General features: G+C 69.3%; 15 protein-coding genes. 6 read left to right on the top strand and 9 right to left on the bottom strand.

Annotated features, from left to right (window positions below):
* The first annotated feature begins 214 nt into the window (after positions 1 to 214).
* On the top strand, positions 215 to 673 hold the full coding sequence (locus AQ610_RS13755; protein ID WP_015602171.1) for a CopD family protein: 459 nt from the start codon (positions 215 to 217) through the stop codon (positions 671 to 673).
* Between the two features lie 73 nt (positions 674 to 746).
* Here AQ610_RS13755 and AQ610_RS13750 read toward each other — a convergent pair whose 3' ends face one another.
* Positions 747 to 1,631 (bottom strand): LysR family transcriptional regulator, encoded by an 885-nt coding sequence (locus AQ610_RS13750; protein WP_006024975.1) that lies wholly within the window; start codon positions 1,629 to 1,631, stop codon positions 747 to 749.
* Between the two features lie 105 nt (positions 1,632 to 1,736).
* On the opposite strand from AQ610_RS13750, the gene AQ610_RS13745 reads away from it, so the two are divergent.
* Positions 1,737 to 2,198: a multidrug/biocide efflux PACE transporter gene (locus tag AQ610_RS13745; protein ID WP_009911674.1), complete on the top strand. Its 462-nt coding sequence runs from the start codon at positions 1,737 to 1,739 to the stop codon at positions 2,196 to 2,198.
* A gap of 120 nt (positions 2,199 to 2,318) precedes the next feature.
* On the opposite strand, the gene AQ610_RS13740 is transcribed toward AQ610_RS13745, so the two are convergent.
* The gene (locus tag AQ610_RS13740; protein WP_006024977.1) at positions 2,319 to 3,281 is read right to left on the bottom strand and encodes a LysR family transcriptional regulator; all 963 of its coding nucleotides are present in this window, start codon (positions 3,279 to 3,281) and stop codon (positions 2,319 to 2,321) included.
* 214 nt (positions 3,282 to 3,495) lie between these two features.
* Between AQ610_RS13740 and AQ610_RS13735 the strand changes: the two genes are divergently transcribed.
* The 3 genes from AQ610_RS13735 (at position 3,496) to AQ610_RS13725 (ending at position 7,253) form a co-directional block, all read left to right on the top strand.
* A complete protein-coding gene (locus AQ610_RS13735) occupies positions 3,496 to 4,809 on the top strand; it encodes an MFS transporter (RefSeq protein ID WP_043282084.1) in 1,314 nt (437 codons plus the stop codon).
* A gap of 1 nt (position 4,810) precedes the next feature.
* The gene (locus tag AQ610_RS13730) at positions 4,811 to 6,073 is read left to right on the top strand and encodes a Zn-dependent hydrolase (protein ID WP_006024980.1); all 1,263 of its coding nucleotides are present in this window, start codon (positions 4,811 to 4,813) and stop codon (positions 6,071 to 6,073) included.
* Positions 6,074 to 6,227: 154 nt separating this feature from the next.
* Positions 6,228 to 7,253 (top strand): histone deacetylase family protein, encoded by a 1,026-nt coding sequence (locus AQ610_RS13725; RefSeq protein ID WP_006024981.1) that lies wholly within the window; start codon positions 6,228 to 6,230, stop codon positions 7,251 to 7,253.
* A gap of 79 nt (positions 7,254 to 7,332) precedes the next feature.
* On the opposite strand, the gene AQ610_RS13720 is transcribed toward AQ610_RS13725, so the two are convergent.
* The 7 genes from AQ610_RS13720 to AQ610_RS13690 form a co-directional block, all read right to left on the bottom strand.
* Positions 7,333 to 8,541 (bottom strand): chromate transporter, encoded by a 1,209-nt coding sequence (locus AQ610_RS13720; RefSeq protein ID WP_045554865.1) that lies wholly within the window; start codon positions 8,539 to 8,541, stop codon positions 7,333 to 7,335.
* Between the two features lie 128 nt (positions 8,542 to 8,669).
* Positions 8,670 to 11,030: a bifunctional diguanylate cyclase/phosphodiesterase gene (locus tag AQ610_RS13715; protein WP_043282086.1), complete on the bottom strand. Its 2,361-nt coding sequence runs from the start codon at positions 11,028 to 11,030 to the stop codon at positions 8,670 to 8,672.
* 212 nt (positions 11,031 to 11,242) lie between these two features.
* A complete protein-coding gene (locus AQ610_RS13710; protein WP_041861892.1) occupies positions 11,243 to 12,139 on the bottom strand; it encodes a PhzF family protein in 897 nt (298 codons plus the stop codon).
* 28 nt (positions 12,140 to 12,167) lie between these two features.
* Complete coding sequence (locus tag AQ610_RS13705) at positions 12,168 to 12,626, bottom strand: RidA family protein (protein WP_015601002.1); 459 nt, start codon at positions 12,624 to 12,626, stop codon at positions 12,168 to 12,170.
* A gap of 60 nt (positions 12,627 to 12,686) precedes the next feature.
* Positions 12,687 to 13,868 (bottom strand): aminotransferase-like domain-containing protein, encoded by a 1,182-nt coding sequence (locus tag AQ610_RS13700; RefSeq protein WP_009911682.1) that lies wholly within the window; start codon positions 13,866 to 13,868, stop codon positions 12,687 to 12,689.
* A 60-nt stretch (positions 13,869 to 13,928) separates the two neighbouring features.
* Positions 13,929 to 14,837, bottom strand: coding sequence for a DMT family transporter (locus AQ610_RS13695; protein ID WP_006024987.1), 909 nt, complete (start codon positions 14,835 to 14,837; stop codon positions 13,929 to 13,931).
* A 75-nt stretch (positions 14,838 to 14,912) separates the two neighbouring features.
* Positions 14,913 to 15,605, bottom strand: coding sequence for a VOC family protein (locus AQ610_RS13690; RefSeq protein ID WP_006024988.1), 693 nt, complete (start codon positions 15,603 to 15,605; stop codon positions 14,913 to 14,915).
* A gap of 156 nt (positions 15,606 to 15,761) precedes the next feature.
* On the opposite strand from AQ610_RS13690, the gene AQ610_RS13685 reads away from it, so the two are divergent.
* The gene (locus AQ610_RS13685; RefSeq protein WP_006024989.1) at positions 15,762 to 17,216 is read left to right on the top strand and encodes an aminotransferase-like domain-containing protein; all 1,455 of its coding nucleotides are present in this window, start codon (positions 15,762 to 15,764) and stop codon (positions 17,214 to 17,216) included.
* Positions 17,217 to 17,241 lie beyond the last annotated feature (25 nt).

Genomic DNA, 17,241 nt, shown 5'->3' with positions numbered 1-17,241 from the left:
GCGCGCCGACACCTGCTTACACGCGCATCGCCCGGCATGCGAACCATGCGCATCGCCGGCGCGCCAGGCGCTGGCGGGCATCCCCCACAAAACACGACCCGCGGACATTGCGCTGAACCGCTGCGCGCCGCGGCTGTCGAACGCGCTCAACGTCTCGCGCGCCGTGCGTTCCAGCAGCGCATCGATCATTCGAAAACCAAGAAGGAACCCCACCATGTCCCTCGCTATCGCCGTTGCCTTGTTTCTCCATCTGCTGGCGGTTGCCGTGTGGGTTGGCGGCATGGTGTTCGCGAACTTCTGCCTGCGTCCCGCGCTGTCGGACCTGTCGCCGCAACTGCGCCTGCCGCTCGTCGAAGCCGTGTTCGGCCGCTTCTTCAACTGGGTCGCGGGTTCGGTGCTCGTGATCCTGCTCACGGGCGGCTTCCTCCTCACGCAATTCGGCGGCGCGCATGCGACGTGGCCGCTGCACGCGATGGCGGGGCTCGGCGTCGTGATGATGCTGGTCTACGGGCATATTCGCTTCGCGCTGTTTCCGCGCATCCGCCGCGCGGTGCAGGCGCAGAACTGGCCGGACGGCGCGCGCGCGGTCAATGCGGTGCGCCTGCTCGTGATCGTCAACCTCGTGCTCGGCGTCGTGACGATCGGCGCGGCCGTGCTGTCGCGCGGCTTCTGACGTTCGCGCGGACGCACGCGCCGCACGCCGCCGATCTTGCCCCCGGTCGCAACTGCAATCGCTGCCACGCGCGTCACGCGGCAAGCATCGTCTCCAGCAGCCATGAGCCGGCTGGCCCGAGCGGCCGGCCGCGCGACCACACCGCATCCACCGGCACGCGCCGCGGCCAGCCGCGCGCATTGAGCTCGACGAGCCGCTCGCGCGCGAAGTGCTCGACCATCCAGCGCGGCAGCTCCGCCCAGCCGAAGCCCGCCACCGCCATTTCCAGCAACTGCAGATAGCTCGGCGCCAGCCAGCACCGCCGGCCCGCGACGAGCCCCGTTTCGATCCGCTCGCCGCGCGGCGCGACGTAGGTATTGAGGCGCAGCTCGCGCGCGTCGTGCAGCGCGGCGAGCGGCACGTCGGCGCTGCCGTGCGCGGCGAGCGGGTGCTGCGGGCCGACGTAGAGCCCGATTTCCGAGCGCTCGGCGACCGTCGCCGCGCCGATGTCGGGCGGGTAGGTGCTGCGCGCCGCCATCAGCCCGAGCTGCGCGCGGCCTTGCTGGATCAGGTCGAGCACGTCGTCGTGCTCGGCGATCTGGCATTCGAATTCGAGCGTCGGAAAGCGGCGGTCGAGCGCCGCGAGCGTTTCCTCGTACCGGCTCGATTGATAGGTGTCCGATACGACGAGCGTGAGGCGCGCCTCCTCGCCGCCCGCGAGACGCGCGGCGACCTGATCGATCGCCTCGCTCGCCTCAAGCACGCGCTGGACTTCGGGCAACAGCGCGCGGGCGGCGTCGGTCAGCGTCGGCTGGCGCGTCGAGCGGTCGAACAGCGTGACGCCGAGATCGATCTCGAGGTTCGCGATCGCTTCGCTGACCGTTGATTGGCGCTTGCCGAGCTTGCGCGCGGCGGCCGAGAACGAACCGAGGTTCGCGGCCTCGGCGAACGCGAGCAGCGCTTCCGGAGAGTGGCGCATCGCGAGTGCTCCTTCTATATATCGGAAAAACCGATCATATCAAACTGGATGGTTACGGTTAATCCGATGAAAATGGGGCTCTTTTGTCCACTGATGGAGCTGCACATGCAAATGCAAATGGCCAAACTCGTTCCGAGGAAGACGCTGACCGAGCGCCTCGCGCACGCGCTCACGTTCGAAGCGACCGCAATCGCGATCTGCGCGCCGATCGTCAGTTGGGTGCTCGGCCTGTCGCTCGTGCACGTGGGGGCGCTGACGGCGGCGGTGTCGGTGATCGCGATGGTGTGGAACGTCACGTTCAATGCGCTCTTCGAGCGGATCGAGCGCCGCTACCGGCTGACGCGTACGCTCGCGGTGCGCGCGGCGCACGCGATCGCGTTCGAGCTCGGCCTCGTCGCGATGGCGCTGCCGCTTGCCGCGTGGTGGCTGGAGATCAGCCTGCTCGAAGCGCTCTTGCTCGACTTCGGCATCCTGCTGTTCTTCCTGCCGTACACGTTCCTGTTCAATCTCGGCTACGACCGGCTGCGCGCGCGCTGGATCGCGCAAAGGGCGGTGGCCTGTCGATGAGCGGAGTCCTGATCTTCTTCGATGGTCCCTTTCGAAAGCCGGCGCGATGCCGGCTTTTGTTTTTTGTACCGCCGGTCCAGGCACGGCCGGGCGTGGGGCGCGACCGCGCGCCGCCCCGCGTCAAGGATTGACCGACAGCCGCTCGTCGAACGAGTAGCGCTGCATCGCGCGCTCGAAGCCCTCGAGGAACGCGAGCTCGGCCGCGTTCATTTTTCGTTCACGGTGCCACAGCAGGTAGATGTCGACGTCGACGAGCCCTTCGTCGGGCGGCAATCGCCAGAGCCGCTGGCGAGCGAGATCGTCGCGCACGATGTGCTCGGGCAGGCAGCCGATCCCGTAGCCCGCGAAGATGAGGCGCCGCACTTCGTCGAGGCTCGGCGATGCCGCGACGATGCGTCCCGTGAAGCCCTTCTGGTCGCGGAACACGGTGAGCGGCGACAGGCTGTCGCCGATCTGGTCGCTCGTGAACGACACGAAGTTCTCCGCGAGCAGATCGTTCGTCGTCAGTTGCGTCTGGCCGAACAGGCGATGGTGGCGGCCGCAGTAGATCGCGTAGCGCTGGCGCAGGAACGGCGTGCGCGCGAGCTTGTCGACCGGGTTGCGGCAGAGGCCGAGGCCCGCCGTCGCGGTTTTCTGCAACAGCGACGAAATGATGTCGGACGAGCGCATCACCTCGATCTGCAGATCGACGCGCGGATATTGCCGGTGGAAGTCGGCGAGAAAGAGATCGTAGACGCCCGATTCGACGCGGCTCACCGAAAGCAGCCGGATCGTGCCCGTCAGGTCCGCCGCCGCGTCGTCGAGCTCGGTGTCGAGTCGCGAGATCGTGCCGTAGATGTCGCTCGCGATCCGGTACACCTCGGCGCCCGCCTGCGTCGGCTCGAAGTGCGGGCCGCGACGCCGGATCAGCGTGTGCCCGAGCGTTTCCTCGAGCCGCCTGAGCGCCTGGCTCACGGCCGGCTGCGTGACGTGCAGGCGCGCCGCCGCGCGGCTCACGCTGCGTTCCTGCATGATGACGAGGAACGTGCGCAGCAGATTCCAGTCGAGGCGGTCGTTCAGGAAGCGGGCGGCGGCAGCGCGCATGGCGGCGGGTCTCCAGCGAATCGACATTAGCAAAAGTTATGTCGTGAATAATAAGTCGAAATTTGACTAATAGTTAATGGACGGCGATAAAACGTGCAGCGCGAGAGCCGCCTGCGTGCGGCGCAGGCCCCGGAGCAGCGGGCCGCGCGACATCGGGCGCGCGCCCGCCGAACCCGCCGGGCGACGCGCGTGAGAGCAGAGAGGAGATCCCGCGATGACTGTTTCCCAACCGTGTGCGCGCCAGCCGGTGCGCGCCGCCGGCGCCGCGTTCGTCGGCACGATGATCGAGTGGTACGACTTCTACATCTATGCGACCGCCGCCGCGCTCGTGTTCGGCGAGTTGTACTTTCCGTCCGGCGACCCGTTCGTCAGCACGATGGCGTCGTTCGGCACGTTCGCGGCCGGCTTCTTCGCAAGGCCGCTCGGCGGCATCGTGTTCGGCCATCTCGGCGACCGGATCGGCCGCAAGAAGGCGCTGATGACGACGCTCGCGATGATGGGCGCAGCGACCGTCTGCATCGGCCTGTTGCCGAGCCATGCGTCGATCGGCGCGCTCGCGCCCGTGCTGCTCGTGCTGCTGCGGATCGTGCAGGGCGTCGCGGTGGGCGGCGAATGGGGCGGCGCGGTGCTGATGGCGGGCGAACACGCGCCCGAAGGGCGGCGCACGTTCTTCGCGTCGTTCGCGCAACTGGGCAGCCCGGCCGGGCTCATCCTGTCGCTCGTCGCGTTTCGCGCGGTCACGTCGCTCGAGAAGGCCGACTTTCTCGAGTGGGGCTGGCGTCTGCCGTTTCTCGCGAGCGCGGTGCTGCTGATCGTCGGCATCGTGATCCGGCTCGGCGTCAACGAATCGCCGGAATTCGAGGCGGTCAAGCGCACGCGCGCCACCGCGAAGCTGCCGATCGCCGACGTGTTCCGTTCGGCGTCGGGGCTCGTGCTGCTGTGCATCGGCGCGAATACGATCGGCATCGCCGGCGTGTATTTCACGAACACGTTCATGATCGCGTACACGACGCAGCAGCTCGGCATCCCGCGCTCGACGATCCTCGATTGCCTGTTCGCGGTCGCGATCATCCAGTTCCTCGCGCAGCCCGTCGCCGCGTGGCTCGCCGAGAAGCTCGGCGGCGCGCGTTTCCTGAAGCTCGCGGCCGTCGCCGCGATGGCGTCGCCGTATCCGATGTTCGCGCTCGTGACGAGCGGGCGGCCCGGCGCGATCGTCGCAGGCATTGCGCTCGCGGTCGTCTGCATGGCGGGCTTCTATTCGGTGATCGCGGGCTTCGTGTCCGGCGTGTTTCCGGCGCGCATCCGCTACTCGGCGATCTCGCTGTCCTATCAGGTGTGCGGCGCGCTCGCGGGCGGGCTCACGCCGCTCGCCGGCACGTGGCTCGCGCACCGGTACGCGGGCGCGTGGCTGCCGCTCGCGCTGTTCTATACGTGTCTTGCGGGGCTGTCGCTCGCGAGCATCGTCGCGCTCGACGCGCGCCGCGCGGCCCGAGGCGCTTCGGGCAACGAAGCTTTGGAGGCGCGCTGACATGATTGCGTCTGCATTCGACGGGCGGTCGCGCGCCATCGACGGCGCGCGGCTGTGGCGCTCGCTCATGGAGATGGCGCGGATCGGCGGCACCGCGAACGGCGGCGTGCGGCGGCTTGCCGCGACCGCCGACGACAGGCGCGGGCGCGACCTGTTTGCGCAGTGGTGTCGCGATGCGGGCCTCGCGGTCAGCGTCGACGAGATCGGCAATCTGTTCGCGCGCCGCGCGGGCGCGGATGCCGGCGCGCCGCCCGTGCTGATCGGCAGCCATCTCGACACGCAGCCGGAAGGCGGCCGCTTCGACGGCGCCTACGGCGTGCTCGCCGCGCTCGAAGTGGTGCGCAGCCTGAACGATGCGACGATCGTCACGCGCAAGCCGATCGAGATCGTGTCGTGGACGAACGAGGAGGGCGCGCGCTTCGCGCCGGCGATGCTCGGCTCGGCGGTTGCCGCGGGCGCGATGCCGCTCGCCCGCGCGCTCGCGGTGTGCGACGCCGCGCACGTGACGCTTGGCGACGCGCTCGAGCAGATCGGCTATCGCGGCGCGCGGCGCGCGGTGCGTCCGGCGATCGACGCGTACTTCGAAGCGCATATCGAGCAGGGGCCGGTGCTCGAGGCGAACGGCGCCGAGATCGGCGTCGTCACGGGCGGGCAGGCGATCCGCTGGCTCGACGTGACGATCGCGGGCCAGCCCGCGCACGCGGGCACGACGCCGATCGCGCATCGCCGCGACGCGCTGTTCGGCTTCGCGCAGATCGCGGACGCGCTCGAGCGGATGCTCGCCGAGTTCGCGCCGCACGGCCTCGCGACGATCGGCTGCGTCGGGGTTCCGAACGCGTCGCGCAACACGATCGCGGGCGCGGTCGAGTTCACGCTCGACCTGCGCCATCCGGACGATGCGACGCTCGACGCGATGGCGCGCGCGGCGACTGACGCGTGTGCGCGCATCGCCGCGCGGCGCGGCTTGCGCGTCGACGTATCGACGCATTGGGCGAGTCCGTCGACGCCGTTCGACGCGGCTTGCGTCGCGAGCGTCGAGGCGGCGGCGGCCCGCTTCGGCTATCGGCATGAGCGGATCGTGAGCGGCGCCGGGCACGACGCGATCCATCTGGCGAAGCATGCGCCGAGCGCGATGGTGTTCATTCCGTGCGTCGGCGGACTGTCGCACAACGCAGCCGAGGACGTATTGCCCGACGACGCGACGCGCGGCGCGAACGTGCTGCTCGGTGCGGTGCTCGATCGCGCTGGCGTCGCCAGCCGGTGAGGGGCGGTGCGACGAATGCCGGGGCGACGCGTATTCCGGCATCGAACATCGAATGCGGTCGCCGACGTCAAATGCCGAATGCCGAACGCGGCCCACACCCTGCAACCGATAACGGGCGCCTTGCCGTCCGTTCATTCGACCCGAGGAAATCAAGATGCTGACGTACTTCCACCCCGACCAATCGCTGCATCATCCACGCACGTATTTTTCGCGCGGCCGGATGCGCACGCCGCAGGAGGTGCCCGAGCGCGCGACGCGGCTCGTCGCGGCCGCGCTCGCGATGGGTTTTTCCGTGCGCGAGCCGGACGACTTCGGCATCGCGCCGATCGCGGCCGTGCATGACATGAACTACCTGCGCTTTCTCGAGACCGTGCATCGAGAATGGAAGAAGATGCCGGAGGACTGGGGCGACGAGGCGATGTCGAACATTTTCGTGCGCGAGCCGAACGCGCTGCGCGGCGTGCTCGCACAAGCCGCCCGTCATCTCGCGGACGGTAGCTGCCCGGTCGGCGAGCACACGTGGCGCGCCGCGTACTGGTCCGCGCAGAGCGCGCTCGCCGCCGCGGCGGCGGTGCGCGACGGCGCGCCCGAAGCATACGCGCTGTGCCGGCCGCCCGGCCATCATGCGCGCGTCGATGCCGCGGGCGGCTTCTGCTATCTGAACAACGCGGCGATCGCCGCGCAGGCGCTGCGCGCGCGCCATGCGCGCGTCGCGATACTCGACACCGACATGCACCACGGACAGGGCATCCAGGAAATCTTCTATGCGCGACGCGACGTGCTGTATGTGTCGATCCATGGCGATCCGACGAACTTCTATCCGGCCGTCGCGGGCTTCGACGACGAGCGCGGCGCGGGCGACGGCCACGGCTACAACGTGAATCTGCCGATGCCGCACGGATCGGGCGAGGCGGCGTTCTTCGAGCGCGTCGACGACGCGCTGCGCGAGCTGCGGCGCTTCGCGCCGGATGCGCTCGTGCTGTCGCTCGGCTTCGACATCTATCGCGACGATCCGCAATCGCAGGTCGCGGTGACGACGGACGGCTTTGGACGGTTAGGCGGCCTGATCGGCGGGCTGCGGCTGCCGACCGTGATCGTGCAGGAGGGCGGCTATCACATCGAGAGCCTCGAGGCGAACGCGCGGTCGTTCTTCGATGGATTCGGCGCAATGCGCGGCTGAGGCGGCGGGCGAGACGCGCGGGGGCGGGCAGCCAGCGGTGCGCGCCGAACCGGGACGCCGCAATGCGGGCAACGCGCGCTCACCCGTGCGCCGCGAGGATCAGCCAGCCGCCGCACGCCGCCGCAACCGCGCCGTACAGCGCATAGACGGGCACCTTGAATCGCGCGAGACACAGCCACGCGATCACGCCCGTCGCCCAATACACGGGCTCGGCAGGCGTCTTCGCGACGAGGCGCGCGGCCGCGATCACGAGGAATGCGGTGGTGGCCGCGCGCAGCACGCGCATGCCGCTCGCGAAGCGCGGATGCCGCTTCAGCCGCTCGACGTGCTGCCGCGCGAAGATGACGAGACAGCCGGAGGGCACGAACAGCGCGACGGTCGACAGCAGCGCGCCGCGCCAGCCGTCCTCGAGATAGCCGAGAAACGGCACGACATTCAGAAGCGGCCCGGGCGACACGGGCGACAGCGTGAACGCGAGCATGAAGTCCTGCTCGGTGATGCCCGTCGCGCGCGTGACGAACAGTGATTTCAGCACGGGCAGCGCGGAGAAGCCGCCGCCGAAGAGCGTCATGCCGGCGCCCGCGAGCCGAGGCCAGAGCAGCGGCGATTCGTATTCGATCGGCAGCGGCAGGGCGAACAGCGCGATCAGGAGCGCGAGCGATGCGAGCAGCCGCCATTCCCGCGCGGGCAGCGCGAGCCGCGGCGCTTCGCCTTGCCGCCGGCCGCTCGCGAGCCAGCCGACCGCGAACGCGGCGGCGAGGATCACGACGAACGCGGCGGGGCTGTGCGCGAGCGCGAGCAGCCCCGTCGCGAGCGCGGCGACCACGCGCTCGAGCGGCGCATGAACGAGCGCGCGAACCTGCCTGAACCAGGTGAGCCCGATCAGCGCGGCGAGCACCATCGCGAAGTGATGCAGCAGCACGGGCGACGCGAGCGAGCGCACGAGCGGGGTTTGGTAGAAGATCGCGAAGACCGTCATCGCCGCGAAGAACGGCAGCACGCTCGCGACGCCGGCGATCCATGCGCCCGCGCGGCCGCGCAGCGTGTGGCCGACCTGCACCGCGACGTTGCAGCCGACCGGGCCGGGCATCATCCACGCGAGCGCGACGAGATCGGCGAACGACAGCGCATCGATACGCCGCTCATGCTCGACGTAATGCTGCTCGAGCTGAGCCATCATCGCCAGGCCGCCCCACGACACGGCGGATATGCCCGTCACGGTCTTGAACAACGCCCACAGCGATTCCCGTTCGCCGCAGCAGGCGGCATCCACGCTTGCGATTGTCATGGCTTGTGTCCAGTGCGCTTGCGGTCGCACGTGCGGCCACGCGTGCGTCGCACAATTCATTGTGGACTCCGAAAGCCGTTCGTTGTATGAGCAAAAACGAGTATGCGGCGCTAGTCAGGATGCGTCGTTTAGTCGCTGCCGAGCGACTGTTTAGCTGCGTTCGCGCCGTCGCGGCGGGTAGCGGGCGCGTCGTCGCCGCCGCAGACGCCGAAGCGCGCAAGCAGGGCCGGAATGCCGTCGGAGGGCACCGGCCGCGAGAACAGGAAGCCTTGCGCCTCGATGCGCCCGAGCGCGGCGAGCCACGCGATCTGCTCTTCCGTCTCCGTCCCCTCGACGACGACCGTGAGTCCGAGCGAGCGCGCGAGGTGCACGATCGACGACACCATCACGCAAACGCTGCGGTCGGCCGGGATCGCCTGGATGAACGAGCGGTCGACCTTCAGCGTGTCGACCGAGAAGCGGTGCAGGTACGACAGCGACGAATAGCCGGTGCCGAAATCGTCGAGCGCGACGCGGATCCCGAGCCTTTTCAGCGCGACGATCTTCTCCGACACGAGCTCGGGGTATTCCATCATCGCGGTCTCGGTGATCTCGAGCTCGAGGCGGCGCGCCTCGATCCTGGTCTCGACGAGCGCGCGCGAGATCGTGTCGATCAGGTCGCCGCGCCAGAACTGCACGGGCGAGATGTTGACGGCGAGCGTGAGCTTGTCGTGGCCCTCGTCGCGCCAGCGCGCGAGCTGCTCGCACGCGGTGCGGATCACGAAGTCGCCGATCGGCACGATGAGTCCCGTCGATTCGGCGATCGAGATGAATTCGTTCGCGGAGATCACGCCGTGCTCCGGATGGTCCCAGCGCACGAGCGCCTCGAAGCCGGTGATGCAGCGGTACGTGAGATCGATCTTCGGCTGGTACGCGAGGAACAGTTGCCCGTCCGACAGCGCGACGCGCAACTGCTGCTCCCAGCGCATCAGGTGATCGGCGCGATGCGACAGGTGCGGCGCATAGAACTGGTAGCAGTTCTTGCCGGCGTCCTTGGCGCTGTACATCGCGAGATCGGCCTTCTTCAGCAGGTCGATCTCGCTCTCGTTCCCGACCGAATGCAGCGCGATGCCGATGCTCGCGTGCAGCACGAACGAACTGCCGCGCACGTCGAACGGCTCGGCGAACATCCGCACGATCGCCTCCGCGAGATGCTCGGCGCGCCGCTCGACGTTCTCGCCCTTCACGACGACGACGAACTCGTCGCCGCCGATCCGCGCGAGCGCGCCTTCGTTCGTCACCGCGTCGGACAGGCGCGCGGCCGTCATCTGCAGCACGATGTCGCCCGCGTTGTGGCCGAGCGTGTCGTTGACGGTCTTGAAATTGTCGAGGTCGATGAACAGGATCGCGAGGCGCGACAGATTCGACGGCAGCGCGACGTCGTTGCGCAGGCTGCGCAGCGTCGCGTAGCGGTTCGCGAGCCCCGTCAGCAGATCGAACTCGGCGAGCTGCGTCATCTCGCGCTCGCGGCCGAGCAGCTTGCCGATCAGGCCCGTCGCGACGCCGAAGAACGCGAGCATCGCGAGCGTGATGAAGCTCGTCATCAGCAGGTAGACGTTGCGCGTGTGGTGATAGTCGGCGAATTCTTCCGCCTGCGACAGGCCGACCATCACGCCGAGCGGATAGCCGTCGAGATGGCGATACGACACGATGCGTATGATGCCGTCGATCGGGTCGACATAGGTGCCCGACGCGCGCTCCGACACCGGGTAGACGCCCGATGCCGAGAACGTGCCGGGCGCCTTCTGCGTGGAGCCCGTGCTGCGCGCGAGCACGGCGCCCGTATCCGAGATCACGGCGATCACGCCGTCCTTGCCGAGCGTCGCGTTGTTGTAGAAGTCGTTCGTGAAGTAGGTCGGATCCTCGGATACGACGACCACGCCGGCGAACGAGCCGTCCGGATGGTTCAGGCGCCGCGTCATCTGCAGCGTCCAGTGGCGCGACACGCGGCCGAACACCGGCTTGCTGATGTAGAGTTCGTCGTCGTTGCGCTGCGTGTGCACCTTGAAGTGCTCGCGGTCGGACAGGTCGATCGGCTTCGGATGCGAGTCGGCCGTGTTCGCGACGAGCCGGCCGCGCGCGTCGAGGATGGACACCTGGATCAGCGTGTCGCTCGGCACGACGCCTTTCTCGACCGTGCTCGCGAGATTGAAGCGGGCGGGCGACTTCTCGAACTCGTATTTGACGAAGCGGGTGATCTGGTCGACCTGATGGATCGCCTTGACCGTGTGCTGCTCGAGCGCCGTCGACAGGATCGCGGCCGACGCGCCCGCGTCGCGGAACGCGCTGTCCTTCTCGACGGACAGGCGCGCGATGATGGCCACCCACAGCAGCGCGAGCGCCAGCGTGCCGAGGAGCGGGATCGCGAACAGCGCGCGGCGGCGGCGCGACTTGCGTGTCGCGCGCACCGGCCGCGCGGCGCGGGCGGCGTGTGACCGGGACGAACTCATCGGACGAAAGGTGTCCTTGCGCGCATAGGCGATCCGACAGGATAACCGAGTAAACGGGCCGATAAAGAAGACAATAGATGAGGCCCGATATTACTGAATGGTCAGTCTTTGATTTAGCGTGAGCGGGATATCGCTAACCGGGCCGGGAGGGGCGGCACCATGCGCGGCCCGCGCGGCGAGCGCGACCGGGCGCAAACGGGCGCAAACGCCGCTCAGCGCAGCCGGATGGCGCCGTCGACGAGCGTGACGGCCGCGCCGCCGATCCAGATCTTGCCGGCGTCGTCGTCGTAATCGACCGAGATGCGGCCGTCGCGGCCGAGCGCCGTGCCCTGGCGCGCGGTATAGCGGCGGCCTGGGCGGCGTCCCGCTTGCGCGAGGACGCCCGCGATCGCCGCGTTCGCGCTGCCCGTCACCGGGTCTTCGCCGGGGCCGAACGCGTCGCCCGTCATCAGGCAGCGCACTTCGAACGTCGCCGGGCCGTCGGCCGGATGCGGGCCGTATGCGGCGAGGCCGGCCGCGCCGAGCGCGGCGACGATCGGCGCGAGCGCCGCGCGGTCGGGATCGAGCGCGAGGCAGTCGGCAGCCGACGCGAACTGCACGACGAGCCACGGCGCGCCGTTGTCGACCGCCTGCGGCGGCACGCCGAAATCGATCGCGCCGGTGCGCAGCGCGGCCGCGAGCGCGGGCCACTCGCGTTGCGCGAGCGGCGTCACGCGCGCGGGCGGCGCGGCGAACGCCCAGCCGCCGTCGCGCTCGGCGAGCTCGACGAGCCCCGCGCCGCATTGCTGGACGAGCCGCCCAGGCGTTCTCGGCTGCGCGCCCGCGTCGAGAAACGCGTGCGCGGCGCCGAGCGTCGGATGGCCGGCGAACGGCAACTCGCCGCCCGTCGTGAAGATCCGCACGCGGTAGTCGGCGGCGGGATCGGTCGGCGCGACGAGGAACGCGGTCTCGGACAGGTTGGTCCAGCGCGCGATCGCGAGCATGTCGGCGTCGCTAAGCGCGTCCGCGTCGAATACGACGGCGAGCGGATTGCCCTTGAACGGCGCCGACGCGAACACGTCGACCTGCTTGAAGCGCACCGCGCCCGCGGCGCCTGGCGCGACGGTCATCGCGGCTGCCATCGCGGTTGCCATCGCGTTACGCGACTTCGGCGATCAGCTCGATCTCGACGCACGCGCCGAGCGGGATCTGCGCGACGCCGAACGCCGAGCGCGCATGCTTGCCCGCGTCGCCGAACACCTCGGCGATCAGCTCGGACGCGCCGTTCGTCACGAGGTGCTGCTCGGTGAACTCGAGCGTCGAGTTCACGAGGCTCATCACCTTGACGATGCGCTTGACCTTGTTCAGGTCGCCCGTGTGCGCGTGCAGCGTTGCGAGCAGATCGATCGCGACCGCGCGCGCGGCCTCCTTGCCTTGCTCCGTCGTGACGTCCTGGCCGAGCTTGCCCGCCCAGACCTTGCCGTCCTTCTTCGCGATGTGGCCCGACAGGTAGACGGTGTTGCCGCTTTGCGCGCTCATCACGTAGGCGGCGGCGGGCGCACCCGCGACGGGCAGCTCGATGCCGAGTTCCTTCAGTTTGTCGTAGACGTTTGCCATCTGATTCATATCCTCGTGAGTGCGTGAATCAATCGTGAATGCGTGAACGAACGAAAAGCGTCACAGACGCTCGCGCAACAGCTTGCCGAGCCGCGCGACGCCTTCCTCGATCTTCTCCGGCGGCACCGTGACGAACGACAGCCGCAGCGTGTTCTTCTGCGCGTCGTCCGCGAAGAACGGCGCGCCCGGCACGAACGCGACGTTGTTCGCGACCGCCGCCTCGAGGAGCTGCATGCTGTCGATCTGCGCGGGCAGCTTCACCCAGATGAACATCCCGCCTTCCGGGCGGTTCCAGCTCACGCCTTCCGGCATGTGCCGCGCGAGCGACGCGAGCATCGCTTCGCACTGCGCGCTGTAGAGCGCGCGGATCGTCGGGATGTGCGCGTCGAGGAAGCCGTCCTGGATCACCTCGTATGCGATGCGCTGCGTGATCGACGGCGTATGCAGGTCCGTCGCCTGCTTTGCCTGCACGAGCTTGAAGTGCAACTCCTCGGGCGCAATGATATAGCCGATCCGCAGGCCGGGGGCGAGCACCTTCGAGAACGTGCCGAGATGGACGACGTGATCGGGCGCCATCGACAGCATCGTCGGCAGCGGCTCGCCCGCGTAGTTCAGCGCGCCGTATGGATCGTCCTCGAGCACCGGGAACGGGCTCGTCTGCGCGAAGGCGGCGAGCGCGCGGCGGCGCTCGACGGGGAGGCGGCGGCCCGTCGGATTCTGGAAATTCGGTTGCGCGTACAACAGCCGCGCGCCCTTCGTCAGCTCGGGCGTGAGCGCATCGGGCAGGAGGCCCGCGTCGTCGGTCGGCACCTGCGCGTAGGCCGGTTCGTAGAGCGAGAACGACTGCAGCGCGCCGAGGTAGGTCGGCGTCTCGACGAGCACGCGGCTTTGCGGATCGATCAGCACCTTGCCGAGCAGATCGAGCGCCTGCTGCGAGCCCGTCGTGACGAGCACCTGCGTCGCGCGCACGCGATAGCGCTCGGCGATCCACTCGCGCAGCGGCAGGAAGCCTTCCGTCGCGCTGTATTGCAGCGCGGCGGCGGGCGAATCGCGCAGCACGCGGTCGGCGGCCTCGCGCATCCGCTCGGCGGGGAACGTCGCGGGCGATGGCAGGCCGCCTGCGAACGAGATCACCTCGGGGCGCTCGGTCACTTTCAGGATTTCGCGGATCGCCGAGCTCGTGAGCTTGCGTGCGCGTTCGGACAGGGCCCAGTGGGGCGGCTTGAGATCGCTCGGATTCATGGTCTCCTCGGTCGGTGTCATGGGTCGTTCGGATGAAAGCGTCGATTATCGCTCGTCAAATCAGGCGGCGCGAGCCGGTTGCGGCGTGAGGCGCACGGCGGCGCGGCGGCCGAGCACGACGGTCGCGATCACGGCGGCGGCGAACAGCCAGGTCGACGGCGAAACGGTTTCACCGAAGAACAGCGCCGAGAACGCGATCGTGAAAAAGATCTGCAGCAGTTGCACCTGACCGACGCGCGCGATGCCGCCGGTCGCGAGGCCCGCGTACCACGCGAAAAAGCCGATGAACTGCGAGAACAGCGTCACGTAGCCGAACGCGAGCCACACGCGCGGCGACACGGGGCCCGGATGCGCCGCGTGGTGCGCCCACGCGAGCCAGCCGACGGGCAGCACGAGGAACGGCGCGGACACGACGAGCGCCCAGCAGATCACCTGCCAGCCGCCGATCTCGCGCGCGAGGCGCGCGCCTTGCGCATAGCCGAGCGCGCCGATGCCGACCGCGACGAGCATCAGCAGGTCGCCCGGCTGCAGCGCGCCGCCGCCGTCGCGCAGCGCGAACGCGATCACGAGCGCGCTGCCGAGCGCGGCGCTCGCCCAGAACGCCTTCGACGGCCGCTCGCGCGCGAGCCACGCCGCGTACAGCGCGACGAGGAGCGGCTGCAATCCGTTGACGACCGCGCCGTGCGCGGCGGGCACGGTCTTCATCGCCCAGGCGGAGAACACCGGAAACGCGATGATCACGCCCGCCGACACGACGGCGAGGCTCTTCAACTGTGCGCGGGTCGGCACGCGCTCGCGGCGCAGCCCCAGCAGCAGAGCGGCGGGCACCGCAGCGGCGAGCGCGCGCCCGAGGCCGTTCAGGAGCGGATGGAGCTCGGTGACGACGATGCGCGTCATCGGCAGCGTCAGGCTGAAGATCATCACGCCGATCAGGCCGAGCAGCATGCCGCGGGTTTCGCGCGAATCCATGAGTGAAGTGTCTCCGTCGATATCGGGTTTCTGTCGGAAGCGGGGCGGTGCGCCGGGCCGCCGGATCGCCGCGCGCTAACTCAGCGTGCGCGCGCCGTTCGGCGTGTCGAATTCGGCGGCGAGCGCGGGCGCTTCGCCCGCCTCGACCGCCTCGACGTCGAGCAGGTGCGCGGCGTTCAGCCAGGCAAGCTGCTCGCGCACCGTGCCCGCGTGCGGATGCGCCGCCTTCAGCGCCTTCAGCGCGACGCAGCCGTGCGGCAGCGCGTCGGACGGATGGCGCGCGTCGTTCCACTGGATCAGCGACGGCAGCACGCCGTCGCCCGCGCCTCGCCACGCGGGCAGCGAGCCGTCGTCGGGCACCGTCAGCCGCCAGCCGAGATCGCCGCGCGTCATCGGCACGATGCGCGCAATCCGCGCCGGATACTGGCGCTGCCACAGGTCGAGCTGGCGCGGGCGATCGACGCGCGCGACCCAGTGCGCGAGGTACGGGCCCTGCTCGAGCCGCGCGTGCGTCGCCGGATCGTCGAGGCCGAACAGGCGCGGCCGCGGCTGGCCGTCGGCGGGCGGCGGCGCGCCGGGGTCGGCGGCGATCACTTCGAGATACGCGCCGCCCCACAGGCCGAACAGGCGATTGTGGGTGCGCATCGACGGATGCGCGCCGCCGTTCGCGGGTTCGATGCCGAGGGTGTCGGCGACGTACGCGACGCCTTCTTCGAGCGTGCGCGCGGCGACGACGAGATGATCGAGTTTCAGCGAATGGGCTGCCATCGGACGAAATGCGAAGGGGAAATCGGAACCGGTTTTCGGTTTTCGGGCGTGCGTGCGCCGCTGCGCCGCATCGCCGCCGAAAAACTGTAATCGCGGCGACCGGCACAGTAACGGTACAATCGCCGCGATACTCTTCGGTACAGTTGGAGGCCCGCGATGTCCACCGTCCCGCTTGCGCAGATTCCCGCGCCGCACGATACCGCGACGCTCACGCTCGTCGACCAGCTCGTGCAGTGGGCGCGCCGCCGGATCGACGAGCGCGTGTTTCGGCCCGGCATGCGGATGCCGTCGATCCGCAAGCTCGCGATCGACAAGAGCGTGTCGCGCTTCACGGTCGTCGAGGCGTACGAGCGGCTCGTTGCGCAAGGCTATCTCGATTCGCGGCGCGGCTCCGGCTTCTACGTGCGCGAGCGTGCGCCGGGGGCGCAGCCCGCCGGCGCGTCCGGCGGCGGGCGGGCGCAGCCCGTGCACAACACGATCGACGTCGTCTGGCTCTTGCGCAACATGCTGCACACGGTCAGCCCGGAAAAGGGGCCAGGGCTCGGCTACCTGCCGAGCCGCTGGCTCGACGGCGATCTGATCACGAGCGCGTTGCGCGCGCTCGGCCGGCAGTCCGGCGCGCAGATGCTCGGCTTCGGCAGCGCGCAGGGCTTCCTGCCGCTGCGGCAGCAGCTTCAAACGCGCCTCGCCGAAATCGAGATCGGCGCGACGCCCGATCAGCTCGTGCTCGTGTCCGGCATCACGCAGGCGATCGACCTGATCGCGCGCCACTGCGTGCGGCCGGGCGACGCGGTGATCGTCGGCGATCCGGCCTGGTTCCAGATGTTCGGCCGCTTCGCGTCGCAGGGCGCGCAGCTCGTCGGGATGCCGTACACGCCGGACGGCCCCGATCTCGATGCGCTCGAGAACCTCGTGCAGATGTGGCGCCCGAAGATGCTCGTGATCAACTCGGTGCTGCAGAATCCGACGGGCACGTCGCTGTCGGCCGCGCAGGCGTTCCGGATCCTGAAACTCGCGGAGGCGTACGATTTTCTCGTCGTCGAGGACGACGTCTACGGCGACCTGTGCCCGCCGAGCTATCCGGCGACGCGCCTGGCGAGCCTCGATCAACTGAAGCGCGTGATCTTCCTCGGCAGCTTCTCGAAGACGCTCGCCGCGAACCTGCGGGTCGGCTACATTGCGTGCGCGCCGGAACTCGCGAAGGCGCTGACGGACGAGAAGATGCTCGTCGGGATGACGACGCCCGAGCTCAACGAGCGCGTGCTGTACAAGGTGCTGACGGAAGGGCATTACCGGCGCCACGTCGAGCGGCTGCGCGCGCGGCTCGGCGGCGTGCGCGACAAGACCGCGCGGATGCTCGAGCGCACCGGGATGCGGCTCTTCACGATGCCGGCGGCGGGGATGTTCCTGTGGGCCGACACGGGCGTCGATTCGGACGCGCTCGCCGCGGCCGCGCACGAGGAGGGCTTCCTGCTCACGCCGGGGAGCCTCTTCTCGCCGCAGCAGTCGCCTTCGACATGGACGCGCTTTAACGTCGCGAACTGCGGCGATCCCGCGTTGCCCGCGTTCCTCGGCCGCTATCTCGACAGCGTGAACCGCCGCGCCTCTTGAAATTCCGTCGAGCGCCCCAACTTGG

It is taken from the genome of Burkholderia humptydooensis, assembly GCF_001513745.1.
GTDB lineage: Bacteria > Pseudomonadota > Gammaproteobacteria > Burkholderiales > Burkholderiaceae > Burkholderia > Burkholderia humptydooensis.
This window is presented reverse-complemented; position numbering and strand designations above follow the sequence as displayed.